We start from the raw sequence: 20,019 nt of genomic DNA on the forward strand, positions 1-20,019 counted from the left end.
CCGGGCCGGGTGCCGGATGGCACGCACCCGGTGATGGCCGCCGTTCGGGCCTTTTTGCAGGATCACCCCGGTGCTACATCCCTGCGGGTTGCCTTCAGCGGCGGCCGCGACTCCTCCGTATTACTGCACGCGCTCGCGCAACTGCGCCCTCAAGGGCTTGAGGCCTGGCATGTAAATCATGGTTTGCGACCGGATGCCGAGGCGCAGGCGGCATTCTGTGTGCGCGTTGCCGAGGCGCTGGAAGTACCGCTGACCGTACGCAATGTGATCGTTCTCGATGATGCCTCCGAGGGGCCGGAAGCCGCGGCGCGCCGCGCGCGCTACACGGCCCTGCGCGAGGGCCTTGGCGAGCGGGACCTGATCCTGACCGCCCAGCACGCCGACGACCAGGCCGAGACCTTCCTGCTCGCCGCGCTGCGCGGGAGCGGTCCGGAGGGCCTTCAAGGCATGCGCGTCCTGCGTCGCGAAGGGGATACCTGGCTGGGGCGTCCGCTGCTGGCGGTCCCGGGCGAGAGCATCGCGGGCTACGCGCGTGTGGCCGCTCTCGACTGGTACCACGACCCGAGCAATGACGACACCCGCTTCGACCGCAACTTCCTGCGCCGCGAGATCTTTCCGCGTCTGGCAGAACGGTTCCCCGTTTATGGCTCCCTGGCACGCTGCGCTCGCTGGCAGCGCGAGGCCGTCGATCGCCTGGCGAGCCTGGAGGACAAGCACCTTCCGGGTGAAGCCTCGCTCGAGGTGGCCTCGCTGGCCGAACTGGATCTGCCCGCTCGGCGCGCACGATTGCGGGCCTGGCTGCGCGCGCAGGGCCTGCGACCGCCGGGTCATGTGCGGCTGGAGGAGTTCTGTCGACAACTGGAGGTGCACGGGGCGGACCGGAATCCGGAACTGCGCTGGGCGGATGGCTGGATGGGCGTTTACCGCGGAACGATTTACGCCGAAGCCCCGGATGGGAAGCCGGCCGCGCCAGGCGACGTGATGCCCTGGCCGCCGGGCCATGCGCGCCTGACGCTCCCGGACGGTCGAGTGCTGGAGCGCGCAGCGCTGGAGGCGCTGGGTGTGGATGCGCAGGAGGCGCTGGAGGTCGGGTTTCGCCGAGGCGGGGAAACCGTGGTGACGCCAGCGGGTCGGCGACCCTTGAAGAAACGGCTGCAGGAGCGAGGGGTCCCGCCATGGGCGCGCGAGCACCTGCCGTTGGTCAGGAGGCGGGCGGATGGGACCGTCGTGGCCATTCTCTGGCCGGATGGAGAGCTGGGGCCCTGAAGTCGGCTGTCTGATCGATTGCGGGCCCCAAACCTGTAGTCCCCGTACAGTTGACGGGGCGAGCGGAAAAGCGAATGCTTGAACTTCGTCATACTTTTGAGGGGCCGGGGTGTGAGAACCATCAGCCGGCAGACCGGGGGGTATGTCTGGGGTATCGCTTGTGTGCTCGCGTTGCCGGGTATGGCAACGGCACAGGGCGGAACCCTCCACCTGGCCACCGAGAGCTATCCGCCATTCAACTTCGAGACGCCGGATGGCGAGCTCGACGGCATCTCCGTGCGCGTGATGAACCAGCTGCTCGAGGAGACCGGGATCGAGGCGGAGATCCGCCTGCTGCCCTGGAGTCGCGCCTACGCCGAGGCGCAGTCGAATCCCGACACCTGTGTGTTCTCCACGACGCGGACCCCGGAACGGGAAGAGCTCTTCGAGTGGGTAGGCCCGCTGGTGGAGAATCAGTGGCATGCCTATGCCCTTGAAGGCTCCGACGTCGCAGCGCAGTCGCTCGATGACCTCCATGACTACCGGGTGGGTGGTTATCGCGACGACGCGGTCGCGTTGTATGTCGAGGCCCGGGGGATCGAGGTCGATACCGCCCCCAATGACCGCCTGAACGCGCGCAAGCTCGCGGCCGACCGGATTGAGGTCTGGGTCAGTGGCGAGCACCTCGCACCCTGGTACGCGCGTCTCGAAGAGATCGGCGAACTGCGTTCGCTGTTTGCCTTCAACGATACGGTGATGTCGCTCGCCTGCCACCCGGATACCGATCGCGATCGCCTGGACCGCCTCCAGGCCGCGCTGGATGCCATGCGCGAGGACGGTCGCTATGCAGCGATCGTCCGCGACGTGCTCGAACGTAACGGAGACCCGAATGACTGAGTTCGCCACGCAGCGCGAAGCGGATCGCGGGGGCCTGATCGCCGAGGAGGTGCTGGATTTTCAGCGCAACATGACTCGGCGCGGCATCATCTTTTCGTTCACCGGCTATATCTCCGAAGGCATCCTGAAGGCGCTGGGCGACGCCCTGCGCCAGAAGATCCGGCTGGAGTCGACGGACAACAAGACCGTAAACCGGGTGTTCTCGGTGTTCGTCGAGCAGGTGCAGAACATCATTCGCTACTCGGCCGAGCGGATCGAGCACGAGGCGGAGCCCCCGGTGGAGCTGAGCTCGGGCATGATTACGGTCGGCTCCGAAAAAGGCCGATTTTTCGTGATCTGCGGCAATATCATCGCCCGCGAAGACGCCGATACTCTGGGCGGGCGGCTCAGCGAATTACAGGGCATGGACTCGGAGGCCCTGCGGCGCTTCTACAAGGAAAAGCTGCGCGAGCCGCCGGACGAGGGCAGCAAGGGGGGCAGCATCGGGCTGATCGAAATTGCGCGGCGTGCCAGCGAACCGATCCAGTTCGACTTCGAGCACCTCTCCGACGCGTATTCCTACTTTGTACTGAAGGCCTACATCTGATGGCAGCACTGGACCCCATTCGACACGAGGCAACGGACCGCACCCCGGAGGTCCTGTTCGATTTCGCGGCGGGGCAATACCGCATTGCCGGCGAGTCCTACCCGGAAGACGCCGCGAGCTTCTATGGACCCCTGACCCAGGGCCTGCGACAGGCGGTCGAGGAGCGGGCCAGCGAGTCGCTGGAGTTCAGCGTCGAGATGATCTACTTCAACAGCTCGACCGCGAAGGCGCTGATGAACCTCTTTCAGATCCTCGAAGAGGCCGCCGAGGCCGGTATCAACGTGCGGATCAACTGGTGCTACCACGAAGACGACGAGACGATGGAAGAATTCGGCGAGGACTTTTCCGAGGACTTCGCGCACGCTGACTACCGCATGTGCCCGACATCATGAAATTCTCTCACGACCCCAATCAGCCCGTGCCTTTGCCACCGACTTCACGCGACGGTGACGATTCGGAAGCGCTTGCCGACTTCTCCCTGTTCGAGCAGGAAAAACAGATCATGCAGCGCTCCGAGCAGATGCTCGAGGCGCTGGATGATGTAGCCGAAGGCGTACGGATGCTGGCCAAGGCCTATTCAGAGAGTTACCGCGTTCAGCGCCGCATGATGCGCATGAGCGATCGCATGCAGCTGGACCTGCAGGCCGCGAACCGTCAGCTGCGCGAGCAGGCCACGCACCTGGAGCAGCTCAACTGCGCGTTGTCCGACGAGGTACGCGAGCGTGAACGGCTAACGTCCGAGCTCGAGCGCCTGGCGCTGGAGGATGCCCTGACCGGGCTGTTCTCGCGGCGCCGGGTAATGGACTGTGTCGAGGGGCTGGCCGAAACGGTGGGCGATCAGGCCCGCTCGCTCTCTGTGATGATGCTCGACCTCGACGACTTCAAGGCGCTGAACGACACCCATGGCCATGCCGCCGGGGACTACGCCCTGCAGAGTTTCGCCGAGATCCTCCGTGGCGAGCTCGGTGCCGATCAGTACGCCGGGCGCATGGGGGGCGAGGAGTTTCTGGTGGTGGCCGCCGATCTCGATCTCGACGCCGCCAAGAATCTTGCGGAGCGCATTCGCACCAGTGTCGAGCAGACGATCCCGCGCTGGAAGGGCGAACCGCTGCATCTGGAGGTCTCGATCGGTCTCGTCGTGACCACCGAACGCTGGCCGGATGCCGGGGCACTGGTCGCGGCGGCGGATGATCTGCTCTATCGCGCGAAGAACGAAGGCCGTAACCGCGTCGAGGTCCAGTTCCACGGCGAGCCTGTATGACGGAGTCCGGCCCGGCGCGCAGCCGCAGCCTGGTCGCGAAGCTGGCGCTCGCGACCCTGCTGGTGGCGCTGGCGCTCAGCCTGCTGGCGAGCGCTTACGTCATCGCGGCCGATTCGCGAGCCTTTCACGCCGAAACCCTGGAACAGATCGACCGGCTGCAACGGCTGGTGGCCCCTCCCGCGGCCGAGGCGGCCTACCAGTTGAATGCCGATCAGGCGGAATCGCTGGTGGCGGGCCTGCAGGCCTTTGACGAGATCCACCGCGCCGAGATCCTCGACGACTTCGGGCGCACCCTGGCCGAGGTGGAGCGCGAAGGTGGTGACACCTCCTGGCTTGGGGAGCGCCTGTTCGGGGCGGATCGCCAGCACGAGCGCGAGCTTCTCCACCCGGACCTGCGCGAGACCAATGGCGCAGTGGGGGCGCTGCGTGTGGAACTCGCCCCCGATGTGCTGGCTGCAGCTCTGGTCGAGCGGCTGCGCAACAGCGTGATCACCAGCGTGGTACAGGCGGTGATCGTCTCGCTGGTCGTCGTGCTGCTGTTCTACGGCCTGATGCTGCGCCCGATGCTGCGCATCTCCCACGCTGTGGCGGGCACCGATCCCGACCGCCCGGCCCAGTGGCCGCGCCCCCGCATGGGGCACCACGCGAATGACGAGCTGGGCGCCCTGGACCGCTCGCTTGATCGCCTCCTGAACGCGTTTCAGCAGGGCCTCGACGCGCGGGATGGTGCACGGGGCGAGCTGAAGGCCCTGAACGAGGACCTGGAGCGGCGCGTGGTCGAGCGTACCCGCGAGCTGGAGGCCGAGAAGCTGGAGACGGAGCGCGCGCTCGCGCGGGTGGACGAGGCCAACCGCGAACTCGAGCGCAGTAACCGGCTCGTCGTGGAGAGCATCCGCTATGCGCGGCGCATCCAGACCGCGATGCTGCCGGACAAACACGCCCTGGACGGGTATCTGGACGAGGTGCAGGTCTACTGGGAGCCGCTGCATCTGGTCGGGGGCGACTACTTCTGGCTGGAGGCCATCGACGGGCGCAGCGTGCTGGTGGCGGCGGACTGCACCGGGCACGGCGTTCCCGGGGCGTTCATTACCCTGGTGCTGGCCTCGGCGCTGGATCGCATCCTGCATGAACACCGGCTCCTGGAGCCGTCGGCAATCCTGCGCGAGATGGATCGTCTCGTGCGCTCGCGCCTGCGCCAGGACGGTCAGGACTCGGATTCCGACGACGGACTGGAGGCGGCGGTCTGCGTCTATGACCCGGATGCCCGTACGCTGACCTTTGCCGGCGTGGGGCTGCCGCTGATCATCGACCGTGCGGGCAAGGTGGAAGAGATTCGCGGCGTGCGCGGCGGGCTGGGGTATCGCAGTCTGGAGCCCGCGCAGCCGGTGGATCATGTGGTGACGGTCGAGCCGGGCATGGAGTTCTTCCTGATTACCGACGGCGCCCACGACCATGTGGGTGGCGAGCCGCCTCGGCTGTTCGGGCGCCGGCGGCTGCGCCATGTGCTGGCGGAGAAGTCCCCGCGTGACCTGGCCGCCAAGATCGACTCGGTCGTCCGCGTGCTGGAGGATTATCGCGGCGGCGAACCACGGCGTGACGATATGACGCTGGTCGCGTTCCGGCCCCTTCCGCCCAATGCGCAAAGTGCGCTTCGCGATGCCGCAGTTGATTGAGCCGAGAGGGGCTCTCTGGTAGCATTTCGGCCGATTTCAGCCGCCCGTGAGCCCTTTTGTGGCGGGGGTCCGTCGTTCCCCAGGGAAACACTGATTAATGTACACGCTCGCGTTGGTACCCCAGGTTTTCCGAGACAAGGCGCCTCTGGCAGCGGGTAGTGGTTCTACCCACAGGTGGCGCAACGCAGGATCGGGGAACCTGGGGTACCAACCCCGAAGGGGCTCGGCCGCTTTTGTGCGCGCACGGCGTTGCGGCTCCCTTGTGCAGAGTGACTGCACGGCAGTCGCCGCGCCTTGTTCGCACGCAAAAGCGACTCGAGCGCGAGCGTGTTCATTAATCAGTGTTTCCCTAGCCAGGTTTCCCGCATGACGCGTTATGTATTCATTACCGGAGGCGTGGTTTCGTCTCTGGGCAAAGGCATTGCATCCGCCTCGCTGGGGGCCATCCTCGAGGCGCGCGGCCTCAAGGTGACGCTGCTCAAGCTCGACCCCTATATCAACGTCGATCCGGGCACCATGAGCCCGTTCCAGCACGGCGAGGTCTTCGTGACCGACGACGGTGCGGAGACGGACCTGGATCTGGGGCATTACGAACGCTTTGTGCGCATCCGCACCTCGCGGCGCAATAATTTCACCACCGGGCAGATCTACGAGAACGTGATCCGCAAGGAGCGCCGCGGCGACTACCTGGGCGGTACGGTGCAGGTGATCCCGCATATCACCGACGAGATCAAGCGCTCGATCCGCGAGGGCGCGGGCGATGCCGACATTGCGTTGATCGAGATCGGCGGTACGGTGGGCGATATCGAGTCCCTGCCGTTCCTCGAGGCCATCCGCCAGATGGGTGTGGAGCTGGGGCACGAGAATGCCCTGTTCATGCACCTGACCCTGGTGCCGTTTATTGCCGCCGCCGGCGAGATCAAGACCAAGCCCACCCAGCACTCGGTCAAGGAACTGCGCTCGATCGGGATCCAGCCGGACATCCTGCTGTGCCGCTCGACCCAGGCGATCCCCGAGGGCGAGCGGCGCAAGATTGCGCTGTTCACCAACGTCGAGGAGAAGGCGGTCATCTCCGCGGTGGACGTGGACAACATCTACAAGATCCCGTTGTGGCTGCATTCGCAGAAGCTCGACGAGATCGTGCTGCGCAAGCTGCATATCGAGGCCCCGCAGGCGGACCTGTCGGACTGGAAGCACGTGGTCAACGCCATGGAGTTCCCGGAATCCGAGGTGACCGTCGGTATGATCGGCAAGTACGTCGATCTGACCGAATCCTACAAGTCCGTGAACGAGGCGCTGACCCACGCCGGCGTGCAGGTTGGGACGCGCGTGCGCATTCGCTATCTCGATTCGGAGAAGCTCGAAGGGGCGGATGCCGAGATCCAGGGCGAGATGGAAGGCCTGGACGCGATCCTGGTGCCCGGTGGCTTCGGCGAGCGCGGAGTGGAAGGCAAGATCGCGGCCGTGCGTTACGCACGCGAACACGGCGTGCCCTACCTGGGTATTTGTCTCGGCATGCAGGTAGCGGTGATCGAGTTCGCTCGTGATCAGGCCGGGCTCGAAGGTGCGCACAGTACGGAGTTCGCCCCGGATACCCCGCACCCGGTGATTGCCCTGATTACCGAGTGGCAGGACCGTGAGGGCCGCATCGAAAGGCGCGATGCCGAAAGCGATCTCGGCGGAACGATGCGTCTGGGGGCGCAGTCCGCGCGACTGGCCCAGGGTTCGCGGATTGCGGAGGCCTATGGCCGCGAAGAGGTCAGCGAGCGCCATCGCCACCGCTTCGAGTTCAACAATGCCTATCGCGAACGGCTGGAGGCGGCCGGCCTGCGCATCTCTGGTGTCTCCGAGTCCGGCGAGCTCGTCGAGGCGGTCGAACTGGCGGACCACCCGTGGTTCATCGGCTGCCAGTTCCATCCGGAGTTCACCTCGACCCCGCGCGACGGGCATCCGCTGTTTACCGGTTTCATTCGCGCCGCGCGAACCTATCAGGACGAGCGCGAGCCGGAGACCACGACGGCGCTGACGGATTAGTGCTTCCTTAACGCGCCGTACGACGACGCTTTGCGGCCGCGCCCGGAGGGTGGCGTCCGCCAGACAGGACATTGCATGCAGCTTTGCGGTTTTGAAGTTGGCCTCGATCGGCCCTTTTTTCTGATTGCCGGTCCGTGCGTGATCGAATCCGAGGCGATGGCCCTGGAGACGGCGGGTGCGCTCAAGGCGCTCACCGATGAGTTGGGCATCCCGTTTATCTACAAGTCATCGTTCGACAAGGCCAACCGCTCGTCGACGAAGAGCTTTCGTGGCCCGGGCATGGAAGAGGGCCTGCGCATCCTGGAACAGGTGAAGCAGCAGCTGGGAGTCCCGGTGCTGACCGATGTCCACGAGGACACCCCGCTGGACGAGGTCGCGTCGGTGGTCGATGTGCTGCAAACGCCCGCGTTCCTGTGCCGGCAGACCAATTTCATCCAGAACGTCGCGCGCCAGGGGCGCCCGGTGAACATCAAGAAGGGCCAGTTCCTGGCGCCCTGGGATATGGGCAATGTCGTGGACAAGGCGCGTGCGGCCGGCAACGAGCAGATCATGGTCTGCGAACGCGGCGTCTCCTTCGGCTACAACACACTCATCTCGGACATGCGGGGCCTGGCGCAGATGCGCCAGACGGGGTGCCCGGTGGTGTTCGACGCCACCCATTCAGTCCAGCAGCCGGGGGGGCAGGGCGCGACGTCCGGTGGGCAGCGCGAATATGTCCCCGTACTGGCGCGGGCGGCCGTCGCCTCCGGGGTGTCGGGTCTGTTCATGGAGACCCACCCGGATCCGGAGCGCGCACTCTCGGATGGGCCCAATGCCTGGCCACTACCACGCATGGCGGAGCTGCTGACCACGCTCAAGGCGCTGGATGCCGCCGTCAAGGCACAGCCGTTTGCCGAGGCCGAGTACGGGCTGGGTTGATTCGCGCAGGTTTGCTTAAGAGTTTCGTTTAAGTTCCGCCTGCAAACTCGAGGCGGAAGAATATATTATTTCAAGGAGAGAGCATGTCCCAGATTGCGGAGATTCACGCCCGCGAGATCATCGACTCGCGGGGCAACCCGACGGTCGAGGCCGATGTTGTCCTGGATTCCGGCGCGATGGGTCGCGCCGCCGTGCCCTCGGGGGCCTCGACAGGGGCCCGCGAGGCGCTGGAGCTGCGTGACGACGAGCCGCGCTATGGCGGCAAGGGTGTGCAGATGGCCGTGGGCCATGTAAATGGCGAGATCCGCGATGCCTTGCGCGGCATGGAGCTGGACCAGACCGCGGTGGACCGCCGCATGCTCGAGCTGGACGGCACCGAGAACAAGTCGCGCCTGGGCGCGAACGCGCTGCTGGCGGTGTCGATGGCGGCCGCACATGCACAGGCGGCGGACCGCGAGCAGCCGCTGTTCGAGTCCATGGGCGGCGAGCAGGCGACTCTGCTACCCGTGCCGATGATGAACATCATCAACGGCGGTGCCCATGCCGACAACAGTGTCGACATGCAGGAGTTCATGATCCTGCCGGTGGGTGCGGATTCGGTGCGCGAGGCCGTGCGCTACGGCGCCGAGGTGTTCCATGCCCTGAAGAAGGTGCTGGGGCAGCGCAATCTGGCGACGGGCGTGGGGGACGAGGGCGGCTTTGCCCCGGACCTGCCGTCCAACTCGGCCGCAATCGAGGTGATCCTCGAGGCCATCCACAAGGCGGGCTTCAAGGCCGGGCAGGACATCTGGCTGGGCCTGGACTGTGCCAGCTCCGAGTTCTACCGCGACGGTCGTTACCACCTCGACTCCGAAGGCAAGGCCTTCTCTGCTGACGAGTTCTGCGACTACCTCGCCCACTGGGTCGACCAGTATCCGATCCTGACCATCGAGGACGGTATGGCCGAGGATGACTGGGACGGATGGAAGACCCTGACCGAGCGAATGAGTGATCGCGTGCAGCTGGTGGGCGACGACCTGTTCGTGACCAACACGCAGATCCTGCAGGAAGGGATCGACAAGGGTGTGGGCAACTCGATCCTGATCAAGCTGAACCAGATCGGCACCGTGACCGAGACCCTGGAGGCCATCGAGCTGGCGCGCCAGGCGAAGTACACGGCGGTGATCTCCCATCGCTCCGGCGAGACCGAAGACGTGACCATCGCCGATCTGGCCGTGGCCACCGGGGTGGGCCAGATCAAGACCGGGTCGCTCTCGCGCTCGGATCGCGTGGCCAAGTACAACCAGCTGATCCGGATCGAGGAGCATCTGGGGTCCCGGGCGCGTTATCCCGGCATGGATGCGTTCAACGTCCGCAGATAGGGCTGCAGTTGCCTCGTTTGCCGCGGTCGGGATTCACAGCCTGCGGGGCGGTTCCTGTGCCCCACGACCAATGGGCCGTAGAATGCCGAGCATGGAAGCTCGACTCTCTCCCTTGTGGCTGGCTGTGGCGGTCGGTCGTGGTCGCGGGAATCGCTGATGCGCGGGTTGCTGATCGGTCTAGCCGTGGTGCTGCTGTTGTTGCAGTGGCCACTGTGGCTGGGAGAGGGCAGTTGGCGCGATGTGCGCGACCTGCGCGAGCAGGTCGAGGAGCAGCGTGCGGCCAACGCCGAGCTGGAACAGCGCAATCAGGCGCTGGAGGCCGAGGTGCTGGACCTGCGTACGGGTACCGATGCGGTGGAAGAACGCGCACGGCGCGACCTGGGCATGATCCGCGAAGACGAGATCTTTTTCTTTGTGGTCGGCGAGGACGACGACCGGCGGCCGGTGCCGGAGCCGCTGCCGGATCCGGCGCGGGACGTGTCCCCGGGTCCCGCCGAGATCCCGGACCGCGAGCGCGAGCCGGCCACCGATACGCTGCCACCCGAGGATCCGTTTGATGGCTGATCCCGACGTGAACAACCCCTCCGCGGAACCCGCCTACTGGGCCCTGATTCCGGCGGCCGGCGTGGGCAGGCGCATGGGCTCGGACCGACCCAAGCAGTTCCTCACGCTGGGCTCGCGCACCATCCTCTCGCATACCCTGTCGATCTTTCTGGAACACCCCCGCATCCGCGGTGTGGTCCTGGTGCTGGGGCCGGATGTGGACCCGGACGCGCTGGATCTTCCGACGGCGGGCGGGCGCCTGTTTCGGGTAGCCGGTGGTGACGAGCGGGCCGATTCGGTCCAGAACGGCCTCGATTTTCTCCAGGATCGGGCTTCTCCCGACGACTGGGTGCTGGTGCACGACGCGGCACGCCCCTGTCTGCCACGCGCCGACCTGGACTCTCTTCTGAACGCGTTGCGGGACGATCCGGTGGGCGGGCTGCTGGCCACGCCCAGCACGGATACGGTCAAGTGGAGTGACGAGGAAGGGCGCGTCGAGCGGACCCTGGAACGCGAACGCGTCTGGCGCGCGCTGACCCCGCAGATGTTCCGCCTGGGCATGCTGCGGGAGGCCAATCGGGCCGCGCGCGAGGCCGGCCATCCGGTGACCGACGAGGCCAGCGCGATCGAATGGCATGGCGCCCGTCCGCGGCTGATCGAGGGCTCGATGATGAACATCAAGATCACCCGCGCCGAGGATCTGGAGCTGGCCCAGCTGTACCTGATGCAGCAGAGACGTCTGGACGGGGGTTTCCGGCCATGAGCGGCATGCGCGTGGGGCAGGGTTTCGATGTACATGCCTTCGGGCCTGGCGATCATCTGGTCCTGGGCGGCGTGCGTATCCCGTTCGATCACGGCTTTGTCGCGCATTCCGATGGCGACGTCCTGCTGCACGCGGTTTGCGATGCCCTGTTCGGGGCCGCGGGGCTGGGGGATATCGGTCGTCACTTTCCCGATACCGACGAGCGCTTTCGCGGGGCGAACAGCCGCGAGCTGCTGCGCGAGGCCCTGCGCCGGGTCCAGGAGGCCGGCTGGCGCCCAGTCAACATGGATGCGACGGTAATCGCACAGGCGCCGAAAATGGCCCCGCATGTCGCAAAGATGGAGGAGAACATTGGCGCGGACTTGGGGCTTGCGGCCGGTTGCGTGAACGTCAAGGCGACGACCACCGAGCGCCTGGGCTTTACCGGGCGCGGCGAGGGCGTTGCGGCACAGGCGGTGGTGCTGCTGGAGCCTTCTTCGGGGCTGATGCACGTATGACGGCGGCTCAGACGCACAGCGTACTGGGTCTGGATCACGTCAGTGTCGTGATCGCCGATCTGGAAGTGTCCGCGCGGTTCTACGGCGAGATTCTGGGCTTGCGACGGGTGGAGCGCCCGGATCTCGGCTTTCCGGGGCTCTGGTATGACCTGGGCGGCGGCCAGACGCTGCATCTGCTCTGCGTGCCCAATCCGGATGCCACCGAACGCGGTGTACGCGGTGGCCGAGACCGCCACCTGGCCCTGCGTGTGCACGGTCTGGAACCTTTGCTGCAACGCCTGGAGAACGCCGGGCATTCGGCCGAGCGCAGCCAGTCCGGGCGGCCTGCCGCGTTCGTCCGCGACCCGGACGGCAACACCGTCGAACTGATCGAGGCGGGCTGACACCGCGCGGGTGCGCCGCGCCGAGTCCCCCGCTGCACGAGGAGGGAACATGGACGGCGAGTACATCCTGGCCCTGGATCAGGGCACGACCAGTTGCCGGGCGATCCTGTTCGATCGTGATGCGGCGATCATCGGTGTCGCCCAGCGCGAATTCACTCAGCACTACCCGGAGCCCGGTTGGGTCGAGCACGACGCGATGGAGATCTGGGGCACCCAGATCGGGGCCGCACGCGAGGTGCTGGAGACCCGCGGCATCAAGCCGGCCCAGCTCGCCGCCATCGGCATCACCAACCAGCGCGAGACCACCGTGGTCTGGGACCGCGAGACGGGCAAGCCGATCCACCCGGCAATCGTCTGGCAGGACCGGCGCACCGCCAGTTTCTGCGATGAACTGAAGGCGCGCGGGCTGGAGGAGATGATCCGCAGCCGCACGGGTCTGGTGGTGGATGCCTACTTTTCCGGGACCAAACTGCGATGGCTGCTCGACCACGTGGACGGTGCGCGCGAGCGCGCGGAGCGCGGCGAGCTGCTGTTCGGCACCATGGACACCTGGCTGATCTGGAATCTCACCCGGGGTGAGCGGCATGTAACCGATGTCTCCAACGCCTCGCGCACGCAGCTGTTCAACATCCACGAACTGGACTGGGACGACACGCTGCTGGACGCGCTGGAAATCCCGCGGGCCATGCTCCCCGAAGTCCGTGCGTCCAGCGAGGTGCTGGGGCATACGGGGACGGAGATGTTCGGCGCCAGCGAGATCCCCATCGCCGGCGTGGCCGGCGACCAGCACGCCGCGCTCTTCGGGCAGACCTGTTTCGGGCGCGGGATGGCCAAGAACACCTATGGCACCGGCTGCTTTCTCCTGATGAACACCGGCACCAAGCCGGTCGCCTCGCACTCGGGGCTGCTCACGACCGTCGCCTGGAGCGTCGATGGCCAGGTCGAGTATGCGCTGGAGGGCTCCATCTTTATCGCCGGCGCCGCGATCCAGTGGCTGCGCGACGAGCTCAAGCTGATCGACTCGGCCGAGGACTCGGAGTACTACGCGAGCAAGGTGGAGGATTCCGACGGCGTTTATGTCGTCCCGGCATTCGCGGGGCTGGGGGCGCCGTACTGGGATATGTATGCCCGCGGGGCGATTTTCGGGCTGACGCGCGGTACGCGCAAGGAACACATCACCCGCGCCACGCTGGACTCGCTGGCCTACCAGACGAAGGACGTGATCGACGCGATGGAGCAGGACTCTGGCATCGCGCTGAAAGGGCTGCGCGTCGACGGCGGTGCGGTCGCCAACAACGTGATGATGCAGTTCCAGGCGGACATGCTCGGGGTCAATGTCGAGCGCCCGGTGGTTACGGAGTCCACCGCGCTGGGGGCCGCTTATCTGGCGGGACTGGCCGTGGGTTTCTGGACGCGCGACGAACTGGAGCAAAAAAGCCAGCTGGACCGCGTATTCGAACCGCAGATGGATGCGCCCACCCGCGATCGCTATTACCGAGGCTGGAAAAAGGCCGTAAAGCGCACGATGGGCTGGGCGCGCGAGGACGACAACGAGGCGAGCGACTAGAGAAACACTGATGAACGGGTGGTTCGGGGAGCTGGCCGGCGTGGGCAGGGGCTTCGCCGCCAAGGCGGCTCCTACAGGGGGCGATGGCTTCGACAGGCAGCGCTCACTCGATCACTGTGGGAGCGGGCCTGCCCGCGAAGCCCCGGCCGGATCAGTCGATACTGGCCGGCTCGGCCGCGAGCTGGCCGGACTGGTAGTCGCTGATCGCCTGCTCGATCTCGTCGGGAGTGTTCATCACGAACGGGCCGTAGTGGGCGATCGGTTCGGCCAGCGGGCGGCCCTTGAACAGCAGCACCCGCGCATCCTGCTGGGCGATCAGGTGGATCTGCGTCTGTCCGCTCCAGGTGCCTAGCTGGCCCGTCTTCAGCCCGGTGAGCTCGCCGTCATAGACATAGGCGAGCACCCGGTCATCCAGCTGGACGGCCAGCGACAGGCGGTAGCCGGCCGGCAGGCTCAGATCCGCCATCGCCGCGCCTTCGCCGATCTGCTCCAGTGGGCCTTCGGTATCCCCGGCGCTGGTCTGCCAGGACCCGGCAATCGCCTTGAAGTGCAGCGGGCCGTCGTCTTCCGGCAGGTGGCGCATCGCGTCGGCGCGCACGTCGCGGTAGCGCGGCGGGTCCATCTTGCGCCGTGCCGGCAGGTTCACCCAGAGCTGGAAGCCGTGCAGCCCGTCCGAGTCCAGCAGGGGCATCTCGGAGTGGATGACCCCGCGCCCGGCACTCATCCACTGGGCCTCGCCGGCCTCCACGCGACCCTGATTGCCCATTGAATCCTCGTGGGTCAGGCCGCCGTGGACGAGGTAGGTCAGCGTCTCGAAGCCGCGATGCGGGTGGGACGGGAATCCGCCGACGTAGTCCTCCTTCGCACTGGCCTTCAGCTCGTCGAGCATCAGGAAGGGGTCCAGGCCGCCGCCAAAGTCATGGATGCGGCGAATCTTCACACCCGCGCCGTCCTGGGTCGGGTGGGCTGTGCGTACGCTGTCCGGCGGTGTGGGGGTCATGACATCTCCTTGGGCAACCCTGCAACCATACCGACCATGAAAGCAAAAGAAAATTGCATTCAGGGCCCGTCATGGGGCGGCTGCAGCGATGTCAGCTCCAGCCAGCTATCGGCAAAGAATTCTAGGCTCTCGACGAAATCCGGGTCGTGTTCCTGGCGGTTGATGGTCAGGTGCAGCATGACCGCCTCCGGGGTCGGCGGATGCCCGGTCGTCAGGGTCCAGGCGAGTGCGTTCGGGCAGCCCGGCAGGCTGAAGCGTACCCCGCCATTGATGCACTCGCGCCGGACACGAAACTCGCCCCACAGGCAGTAGACGACCCCGGCATCCGGCCCGGCCTCTTCAACAAGCGTGTCGATGGCGGGGCAAAGCCGGGGAAGGGCCGGCACGGTCAGCTTGGCCTGCAGGGAATCGGTGCTAGCCCGCAGGGGCAGGGTGCGGAAGAACTCCATGAGGGTCGCCTTACGGGATTGTGGGCAGGAATACCGGCTGGCCGTCGATCTCGCCTACGCTCAGGGGCTGGTTGTACAGCCGTTCCAGCGCGGACGGTACCAGCATCGTTCGTGTGGGGCCCCAGCAGGCCTTGCCGTCGGGGAACATCAGCAGCAGGTGATCGCAGTAGCGTACCGCCAGGTTCACGTCGTGCAGCACCAGGATCGCGGCGCGGTCGCCCCGGGCGATGCCGCGGATGTGGTCCAGCACCGCGACCTGGTGGTGCAGATCCAGCTGGCTGGTGGGCTCGTCCAGCAGCAGGAGCCGCGGGTTCTGGGTGAGCACGGTGGCGATGGCCAGGCGCTGGCGCTCGCCGCCGGACAGGGTGTCCACCAGGCGGTGTTCCAGCGCGGCCAGGTCCATCCGGGCCAGTGCGGCGCGGGCCTGGGCGTAGTCCTCGGCGGTCTCGATGTCCCAGGGTCGCAGGTAAGGGTGGCGGCCGATCAAGGCGGTCTCCAGTACCGTTGCGGGGAACCCGTCGTGGTGCTTCTGGAACACCAGACCCAGTTCGCGCGCCAGGCGGGCACGGGAGTAGTCGGGGAGCGGGCGGCCTTGCACATGGATCTCTCCGGTGCGGGCGTCGCGCAGCCCGGCCAGGGTATGCAGCAGGGTGCTCTTGCCCGCGCCATTCGGGCCGAGGATGCCCCAGCACTGTCCCGGGTTGATGGTCAGGTCCAGGGGCGTGCCGCTGGCGCGTTCCGGGATGTCGATGACCAGATCGTGGGTCGCCAGCAGGGTGTCCGGTCCGGGCGCCTCGTGCACGCTCTCTGCACCGGGCGCATGGGGATCGCCGTGGCGTTGGGGATGGGCAGTGTGCGGAGGCATCAGCGGCTCCGGTACAGCAGGAACAGGAACACGGGAACCCCCAGCATCGCGGTGATTACGCCGACGGGCAACTGCTCCGGGGCGATCATCGTGCGGGCGAGGGTGTCGGCCAGCGTCAGCAGAATGCCGCCGCCCAGCGCCGAGGCCGGCAGGATCACACGCTGGTCGTTGCCGAAGACCAGTCGGAGCATGTGCGGCACGATCAGCCCGACAAAGCCCACCGCGCCGACCTGCATGACCGCCGTGGCTGTGATCAGTGCCGCAGCGACGTAAATCGTCCACTCCACCGGACGCACGGCCACGCCCAGCGCGGCCGCCTGCATCGGGCCGCGCGCCAGGACGTTCAGGGTCCGTCCCAGGGGCAGTGCCAGCAGCACCACCAGTACCAGCACGCCCCAGGCGGGGTACGGGTTGCGGGCGTGAGAGACATCGCCCATCAGCCAGTACAGCATTCCGGGCAGCTCCGCGGTCGGGCTTACGGCTAAGAGGAAGCTGATGACGGCGCCCCAGCCGGCCGCTACGACCACTCCGGTCAGCAGCAACCGGGTCGGGGTCCAGCTGCCGGTGCCGTGCGCGAGGCCGAAGACGATCACCGTGGACAGCAGCGCACCCGCGAATGCGGCGACCGAGACCGAGAACATCGACAGGCCCGCGAGCATGGCCAGCAGGGCGCCCACGGAAGCCCCGCCGGAGAGACCCAGCACATAGGGGTCGGCCAGCGGGTTGCGCAGCAACACCTGCATCAAAGCGCCGGCGACGCCCAGCAGCCCGCCGGCGGCGAACGCGGCCAGGGCGCGCGGAAGGCGCAGTTCCAGCACCAGCGTGCTGTGCAGGCGGCTGCCTTCGCCCTGAATCACCGCGAGCAGGTCGTCGAGGGGGATGGCGACACTGCCGTAGGCCAGGGCGACCAGGATCGCGAGCAGTGACGCCGGGAGCAGGACCCCCGTGGCGAGGAGGAAGGAGCGGGTCACGGAGGATCAGTCCGTCCGGCGCTGGCGGGCGCGTTCGAGTTCCTCGCACATCAGCCGGGTTCCTTCGGCAATCCGCGGGGTGTGACGCTGGAGGAGCGACGGCGGGATGAAGAACAGGTTGTCACGCTGCACCGCGGTCATGTACTCCCATTGTTCCCAGGCAATCACCCAGTCCGGACGGTCCTCGCCCATGCCGCCGCCAATGATCACCTCCGGGTCGGCGTCGATCACGGCCTCGCGATCCATGCGCGGTACCAGGCGGTCCAGGTGGCCGAACACGTTGTCGCCCCCGCACAGGCGGATGGCCTCGCTGATCAGGTGTTCGTCGTTGACCGTCATCAGGGGCTGCTCCCAGACCTGGTAGAACAGCGGGACCGGGTCGCGGTCGGCATAGTCGAGCCGTAGCGTCTCGATCTCGTCGAGAAAGGCCTGCACCGCCTCTTCACCGTGTTCCTCCGTACCCGCGAGCTGGGCCATGCGACGCATGCTGGAGGCCACCCCTTCGAAACTGCGCGGTTCCGAGACATAGACGTTCAGTCCCAGATCGCGCAGGCGCTCGATCTGCGAGCTGGAATTGCCACTGCGCCAGGCGACCACCAGGTCCGGGTCCATTTCGACCACGCGTTCCAGATCGATGCGGCTGTAGCCGCCGACTCGCGGGATCATCTCCGCCTCCGGCGGAAAATCGCTGTGCTGGGTGACGCCCACCAGCTTGTCTCCGGCGCCGACGGCGAACAGGACTTCGGTGATGTGCGGGGCCAGGCTGACGATGCGTTCGGCGGGCCGGTCGAGCGTGACCTCGCGATCGTCGTCGTCGGTCACCGTGACCGGTTCGGCCAGTGCCGGTGCCGCGCACAGGAGTATCGTGACAAGGAGCGTCAACTGGCGTTTTATGGCGGTTAAAGTCATTAAAAATCCGATGGTTGTGGATTGGTCGTAATGTAGAAAATACCGTGTTTTCGGGGCGCCGAACGGGTAGCGAAAGCGCTTCATCATAGCAGCAAGGGCCAGATGGTTTGGTGCCCAAATTGGTCGCGGGTGGCCCGAGCGCGTATCATGTCTCGCTTTCGCCAGGTGCCTGCAGTGCGCAGGTGAAACGGGAAGCCGGTGCAAGTCCGGCGCTGCCCCCGCAACGGTAAGCGAGCGGCGAAGCAGACTGGCCACTGGGTCCTGCACCTGGGAAGGCGTCTGCCGATCGGCATGGTCCGACGCTCGCAAGCCCGGAGACCGGCCTGGCGGTGATTCATCCTGCGACCGTGCGGCGGGCAACGGTCGAGGGCGCAGGCGTGCTGGCTTGATGCCTGTTCCTTCGTGTCTTCGCCGTGCCGTCGCCTCGACGGAACCTCATGACGGCCCCAGCTCCCAACCAGTCAGAAGAGAATCCGAACGCGTTCGCCTCGGCGGAGCGGGCGGCGGTGTATCGCGTGATCGGCGAGCGCCGGGACATGCGCCATTTCCGCCCGGACCCGGTGGACGCCGATACGTTGCGGCGGCTACTGGAGGCCGCTCATCAGGCGCCCAGTGTGGGCTACATGCAGCCCTGGCGCTTTCTGCGGGTGACGGACCTGCGGCTGCGCGACGCGCTGCATGGCCATGTGGCGGCCGAACAGTCGCGCACGGCCGAGGCCTGTGGCGAGCGAGCCGCGGAGGTGCATCGGCTGAAGCTCGAGGGTATCCGCGATGCCGGCGAGCTGCTCGTGGTGGCCCTGACCGACGGGCGCGAGCGCTACGTGCTGGGTCGGCGCACGATCCCGGAGATGGATCTGTGCTCCGCAGCCTGTGCGATCCAGAACCTGTGGCTGGCGGCGCGGGCCGAGGGCCTGGGCATGGGCTGGGTATCCCTGTTCGACCCGGACTGGCTGGCGCGCGAACTGGGTATGCCGGAAGGGGCCTGGCCGATCGCGATCCTCTGCCTGGGGCATGTGGATGCGTTCTACGAGCGGCCCATGCTGGAAACCGAGGGCTGGGATCAGCGGCGGCCGCTGGACGAGCTGGTGTTCGAGAATCGCTGGGAACAACAACGGGACTCGAGTGCGGATGCGCCGCGCGCGGCTCGACGCCGCGCATGACCACCTTCGCACTGCTGGTCGCCGCTCTGGTACTGGATCGGCTGCTGGGGGACCCGCGGCGAGGCCATCCGCTGGCAGGATTCGGGATGCTGGCGGCCGGGGCGGAGCGGATCGGCCACGCGGATTCGGTCTGGCGCGGCGGCTTCTGGGTGCTGGTGCTGGTCGTGCCCTTCGGGCTGGCGGCCTGGTGGCTGAGCCGCCTCCCGGGCGGCTGGCTGGTGGAGCTGGCCGTGCTGTGGCTGGCGCTCGGCGGGCGCGGGCTGGAGGAGCACGCCCGTCGCGTGATTGATGCCCTGCAGGCCGGGGACCTTCCTGGCGCCCGACAGGCAGTGGGCATGCTGGTCAGCCGCGATACTTCGGAGCTGGACGCGTCCGGTGTTCGTGCGGCCACGGCGGAGTCGGTGCTGGAGAACGGCAACGACGCGGTGTTCGCGACGGTATTCTGGTTCCTGGTCGCGGGTGCGGCGGGTGTCGTGGTCTACCGTCTGGTGAACACGCTGGATGCGATGTGGGGCTACCGCACGCCGCGCCATGCACGCTTCGGGCGGGTCGCGGCGCGGCTGGACGATATCCTCAACTGGGTCCCGGCACGCCTGACCAGCCTGGCCTATGCGCTGGCCGGACAGACGCGGACGGCGCTGCGCTGCTGGCGCGACCAGGGCAGACGCTGGAAGAGCCCGAACGCGGGACCGGTGATGGCCGCCGGGGCAGGGGCGCTGGGGGTGACGCTGGGCGGTCCGGCGCACTATGCCGGGGGTACCGAGGATCGGCCGGTCCTCGGTGCCGGCGCCGCCCCGGGCCCGGGTGCCATCGATGCCGCACTGCGGCTGGTCGATCACGCGCTGGCGATCTGGCTGGTGGCCATCGCCACAGGAGTACTGATTCTTGTATTCGTCTAACGCCACAACCGAATCCGCGAGCGGGCCGCTGAAGCAGG

General features: G+C 66.9%; 21 protein-coding genes and 1 riboswitch. Of the genes, 16 read left to right on the forward strand and 5 right to left on the reverse strand.

The features are described 5' to 3' along the window. Window positions 1-9: 9 nt before the first annotated feature. The 14 genes from tilS (at window position 10) to glpK (ending at window position 13,728) form a co-directional block, all read left to right on the forward strand. Entirely contained in the window at window positions 10-1,266 is a 1,257-nt protein-coding gene (gene tilS / locus F813_RS0108880) for a tRNA lysidine(34) synthetase TilS (protein ID WP_017926292.1), read from the forward strand. A 180-nt stretch (window positions 1,267-1,446) separates the two neighbouring features. Continuing rightward, on the forward strand, window positions 1,447-2,142 hold the full coding sequence (locus F813_RS0108885) for an ABC transporter substrate-binding protein (protein ID WP_017926293.1): 696 nt from the start codon (window positions 1,447-1,449) through the stop codon (window positions 2,140-2,142). After that, window positions 2,135-2,728: a SiaB family protein kinase gene (locus F813_RS0108890; RefSeq protein WP_017926294.1), complete on the forward strand. Its 594-nt coding sequence runs from the start codon at window positions 2,135-2,137 to the stop codon at window positions 2,726-2,728. The genes F813_RS0108885 and F813_RS0108890 overlap by 8 nt, the downstream gene beginning before the upstream one ends. After that, window positions 2,728-3,120 (forward strand): DUF1987 domain-containing protein, encoded by a 393-nt coding sequence (locus F813_RS0108895; protein WP_017926295.1) that lies wholly within the window; start codon window positions 2,728-2,730, stop codon window positions 3,118-3,120. The genes F813_RS0108890 and F813_RS0108895 overlap by 1 nt, the downstream gene beginning before the upstream one ends. Beyond that, complete coding sequence (locus F813_RS0108900; protein ID WP_051048357.1) at window positions 3,117-3,989, forward strand: GGDEF domain-containing protein; 873 nt, start codon at window positions 3,117-3,119, stop codon at window positions 3,987-3,989. Before F813_RS0108895 ends, F813_RS0108900 begins: the two co-directional genes overlap by 4 nt. Then, window positions 3,986-5,662 (forward strand): PP2C family protein-serine/threonine phosphatase, encoded by a 1,677-nt coding sequence (locus tag F813_RS0108905; protein ID WP_017926297.1) that lies wholly within the window; start codon window positions 3,986-3,988, stop codon window positions 5,660-5,662. The genes F813_RS0108900 and F813_RS0108905 overlap by 4 nt, the downstream gene beginning before the upstream one ends. Window positions 5,663-6,028: 366 nt before the next feature. Continuing rightward, window positions 6,029-7,696: a CTP synthase gene (locus tag F813_RS0108910; RefSeq protein ID WP_012982861.1), complete on the forward strand. Its 1,668-nt coding sequence runs from the start codon at window positions 6,029-6,031 to the stop codon at window positions 7,694-7,696. A 75-nt stretch (window positions 7,697-7,771) separates the two neighbouring features. Continuing rightward, window positions 7,772-8,614: a 3-deoxy-8-phosphooctulonate synthase gene (kdsA, locus tag F813_RS0108915; protein WP_017926298.1), complete on the forward strand. Its 843-nt coding sequence runs from the start codon at window positions 7,772-7,774 to the stop codon at window positions 8,612-8,614. Window positions 8,615-8,697: 83 nt separating this feature from the next. After that, a complete protein-coding gene (gene eno, locus F813_RS0108920) occupies window positions 8,698-9,975 on the forward strand; it encodes a phosphopyruvate hydratase (protein WP_017926299.1) in 1,278 nt (425 codons plus the stop codon). A 156-nt stretch (window positions 9,976-10,131) separates the two neighbouring features. Then, entirely contained in the window at window positions 10,132-10,539 is a 408-nt protein-coding gene (gene ftsB, locus F813_RS0108925; RefSeq protein WP_017926300.1) for a cell division protein FtsB, read from the forward strand. Further along, complete coding sequence (ispD, locus tag F813_RS0108930) at window positions 10,532-11,281, forward strand: 2-C-methyl-D-erythritol 4-phosphate cytidylyltransferase (protein ID WP_012982857.1); 750 nt, start codon at window positions 10,532-10,534, stop codon at window positions 11,279-11,281. Before ftsB ends, ispD begins: the two co-directional genes overlap by 8 nt. Then, a complete protein-coding gene (ispF, locus tag F813_RS0108935; protein WP_012982856.1) occupies window positions 11,278-11,778 on the forward strand; it encodes a 2-C-methyl-D-erythritol 2,4-cyclodiphosphate synthase in 501 nt (166 codons plus the stop codon). The genes ispD and ispF overlap by 4 nt, the downstream gene beginning before the upstream one ends. Next, on the forward strand, window positions 11,775-12,161 hold the full coding sequence (locus F813_RS0108940) for a VOC family protein (protein ID WP_012982855.1): 387 nt from the start codon (window positions 11,775-11,777) through the stop codon (window positions 12,159-12,161). Before ispF ends, F813_RS0108940 begins: the two co-directional genes overlap by 4 nt. Before the next feature lie 49 nt (window positions 12,162-12,210). Further along, the gene (gene glpK, locus F813_RS0108945; protein WP_017926301.1) at window positions 12,211-13,728 is read left to right on the forward strand and encodes a glycerol kinase GlpK; all 1,518 of its coding nucleotides are present in this window, start codon (window positions 12,211-12,213) and stop codon (window positions 13,726-13,728) included. Window positions 13,729-13,879: 151 nt separating this feature from the next. Here the strand turns inward: glpK and F813_RS0108950 are convergent, their stop codons facing one another. Genes F813_RS0108950 through F813_RS0108970 form a run of 5 tightly spaced genes read right to left on the reverse strand, consistent with a single transcriptional unit; the run spans window position 13,880 to window position 17,922 of the window. Then, window positions 13,880-14,728, reverse strand: coding sequence for a pirin family protein (locus tag F813_RS0108950; protein WP_012982853.1), 849 nt, complete (start codon window positions 14,726-14,728; stop codon window positions 13,880-13,882). Window positions 14,729-14,787: 59 nt separating this feature from the next. Then, window positions 14,788-15,177: a hypothetical protein gene (locus tag F813_RS0108955; protein ID WP_012982852.1), complete on the reverse strand. Its 390-nt coding sequence runs from the start codon at window positions 15,175-15,177 to the stop codon at window positions 14,788-14,790. Between the two features lie 10 nt (window positions 15,178-15,187). Further along, on the reverse strand, window positions 15,188-16,042 hold the full coding sequence (locus F813_RS0108960; RefSeq protein WP_012982851.1) for an ABC transporter ATP-binding protein: 855 nt from the start codon (window positions 16,040-16,042) through the stop codon (window positions 15,188-15,190). Further along, the gene (locus tag F813_RS0108965; RefSeq protein ID WP_017926302.1) at window positions 16,042-17,013 is read right to left on the reverse strand and encodes an iron ABC transporter permease; all 972 of its coding nucleotides are present in this window, start codon (window positions 17,011-17,013) and stop codon (window positions 16,042-16,044) included. Before F813_RS0108965 ends, F813_RS0108960 begins: the two co-directional genes overlap by 1 nt. 6 nt (window positions 17,014-17,019) lie before the next feature. After that, window positions 17,020-17,922, reverse strand: coding sequence for a cobalamin-binding protein (locus F813_RS0108970; protein ID WP_026148224.1), 903 nt, complete (start codon window positions 17,920-17,922; stop codon window positions 17,020-17,022). A gap of 146 nt (window positions 17,923-18,068) precedes the next feature. Further along, window positions 18,069-18,264, forward strand: a riboswitch (cobalamin riboswitch). Window positions 18,265-18,359: 95 nt separating this feature from the next. On the opposite strand from F813_RS0108970, the gene bluB reads away from it, so the two are divergent. After that, window positions 18,360-19,082 carry a 5,6-dimethylbenzimidazole synthase gene (gene bluB / locus F813_RS0108975; RefSeq protein WP_017926304.1) on the forward strand — a complete coding sequence of 241 codons (723 nt, stop codon included), beginning with the start codon at window positions 18,360-18,362 and terminating at the stop codon, window positions 19,080-19,082. After that, window positions 19,079-19,981, forward strand: a complete 903-nt coding sequence (cbiB, locus tag F813_RS0108980; RefSeq protein WP_017926305.1) for an adenosylcobinamide-phosphate synthase CbiB — start codon at window positions 19,079-19,081, stop codon at window positions 19,979-19,981. Before bluB ends, cbiB begins: the two co-directional genes overlap by 4 nt. Window positions 19,982-20,019: the final 38 nt, after the last annotated feature.

This window comes from Thioalkalivibrio sp. HL-Eb18, assembly GCF_000364985.1.
Lineage (GTDB): Bacteria > Pseudomonadota > Gammaproteobacteria > Ectothiorhodospirales > Ectothiorhodospiraceae > Thioalkalivibrio.

Bases quoted from the DNA above. Each gene is read 5' to 3' on its own strand.
- F813_RS0108885 (WP_017926293.1), top strand. From the start codon at position 1,447: ATGGCAACGGCACAGGGCGGAACCCTCCACCTGGCCACCGAGAGCTAT.
- F813_RS0108890 (WP_017926294.1), top strand. From the start codon at position 2,135: ATGACTGAGTTCGCCACGCAGCGCGAAGCGGATCGCGGGGGCCTGATC.
- F813_RS0108895 (WP_017926295.1), top strand. From the start codon at position 2,728: ATGGCAGCACTGGACCCCATTCGACACGAGGCAACGGACCGCACCCCG.
- F813_RS0108900 (WP_051048357.1), top strand. From the start codon at position 3,117: ATGAAATTCTCTCACGACCCCAATCAGCCCGTGCCTTTGCCACCGACT.
- F813_RS0108905 (WP_017926297.1), top strand. From the start codon at position 3,986: ATGACGGAGTCCGGCCCGGCGCGCAGCCGCAGCCTGGTCGCGAAGCTG.
- F813_RS0108910 (WP_012982861.1), top strand. From the start codon at position 6,029: ATGACGCGTTATGTATTCATTACCGGAGGCGTGGTTTCGTCTCTGGGC.
- kdsA (WP_017926298.1), top strand. From the start codon at position 7,772: ATGCAGCTTTGCGGTTTTGAAGTTGGCCTCGATCGGCCCTTTTTTCTG.
- eno (WP_017926299.1), top strand. From the start codon at position 8,698: ATGTCCCAGATTGCGGAGATTCACGCCCGCGAGATCATCGACTCGCGG.
- ftsB (WP_017926300.1), top strand. From the start codon at position 10,132: ATGCGCGGGTTGCTGATCGGTCTAGCCGTGGTGCTGCTGTTGTTGCAG.
- ispD (WP_012982857.1), top strand. From the start codon at position 10,532: ATGGCTGATCCCGACGTGAACAACCCCTCCGCGGAACCCGCCTACTGG.
- ispF (WP_012982856.1), top strand. From the start codon at position 11,278: ATGAGCGGCATGCGCGTGGGGCAGGGTTTCGATGTACATGCCTTCGGG.
- F813_RS0108940 (WP_012982855.1), top strand. From the start codon at position 11,775: ATGACGGCGGCTCAGACGCACAGCGTACTGGGTCTGGATCACGTCAGT.
- glpK (WP_017926301.1), top strand. From the start codon at position 12,211: ATGGACGGCGAGTACATCCTGGCCCTGGATCAGGGCACGACCAGTTGC.
- F813_RS0108950 (WP_012982853.1), bottom strand. From the start codon at position 14,728: ATGACCCCCACACCGCCGGACAGCGTACGCACAGCCCACCCGACCCAG.
- F813_RS0108955 (WP_012982852.1), bottom strand. From the start codon at position 15,177: ATGGAGTTCTTCCGCACCCTGCCCCTGCGGGCTAGCACCGATTCCCTG.
- F813_RS0108960 (WP_012982851.1), bottom strand. From the start codon at position 16,042: ATGCCTCCGCACACTGCCCATCCCCAACGCCACGGCGATCCCCATGCG.
- F813_RS0108970 (WP_026148224.1), bottom strand. From the start codon at position 17,922: ATGACTTTAACCGCCATAAAACGCCAGTTGACGCTCCTTGTCACGATA.
- bluB (WP_017926304.1), top strand. From the start codon at position 18,360: ATGACGGCCCCAGCTCCCAACCAGTCAGAAGAGAATCCGAACGCGTTC.
- cbiB (WP_017926305.1), top strand. From the start codon at position 19,079: ATGACCACCTTCGCACTGCTGGTCGCCGCTCTGGTACTGGATCGGCTG.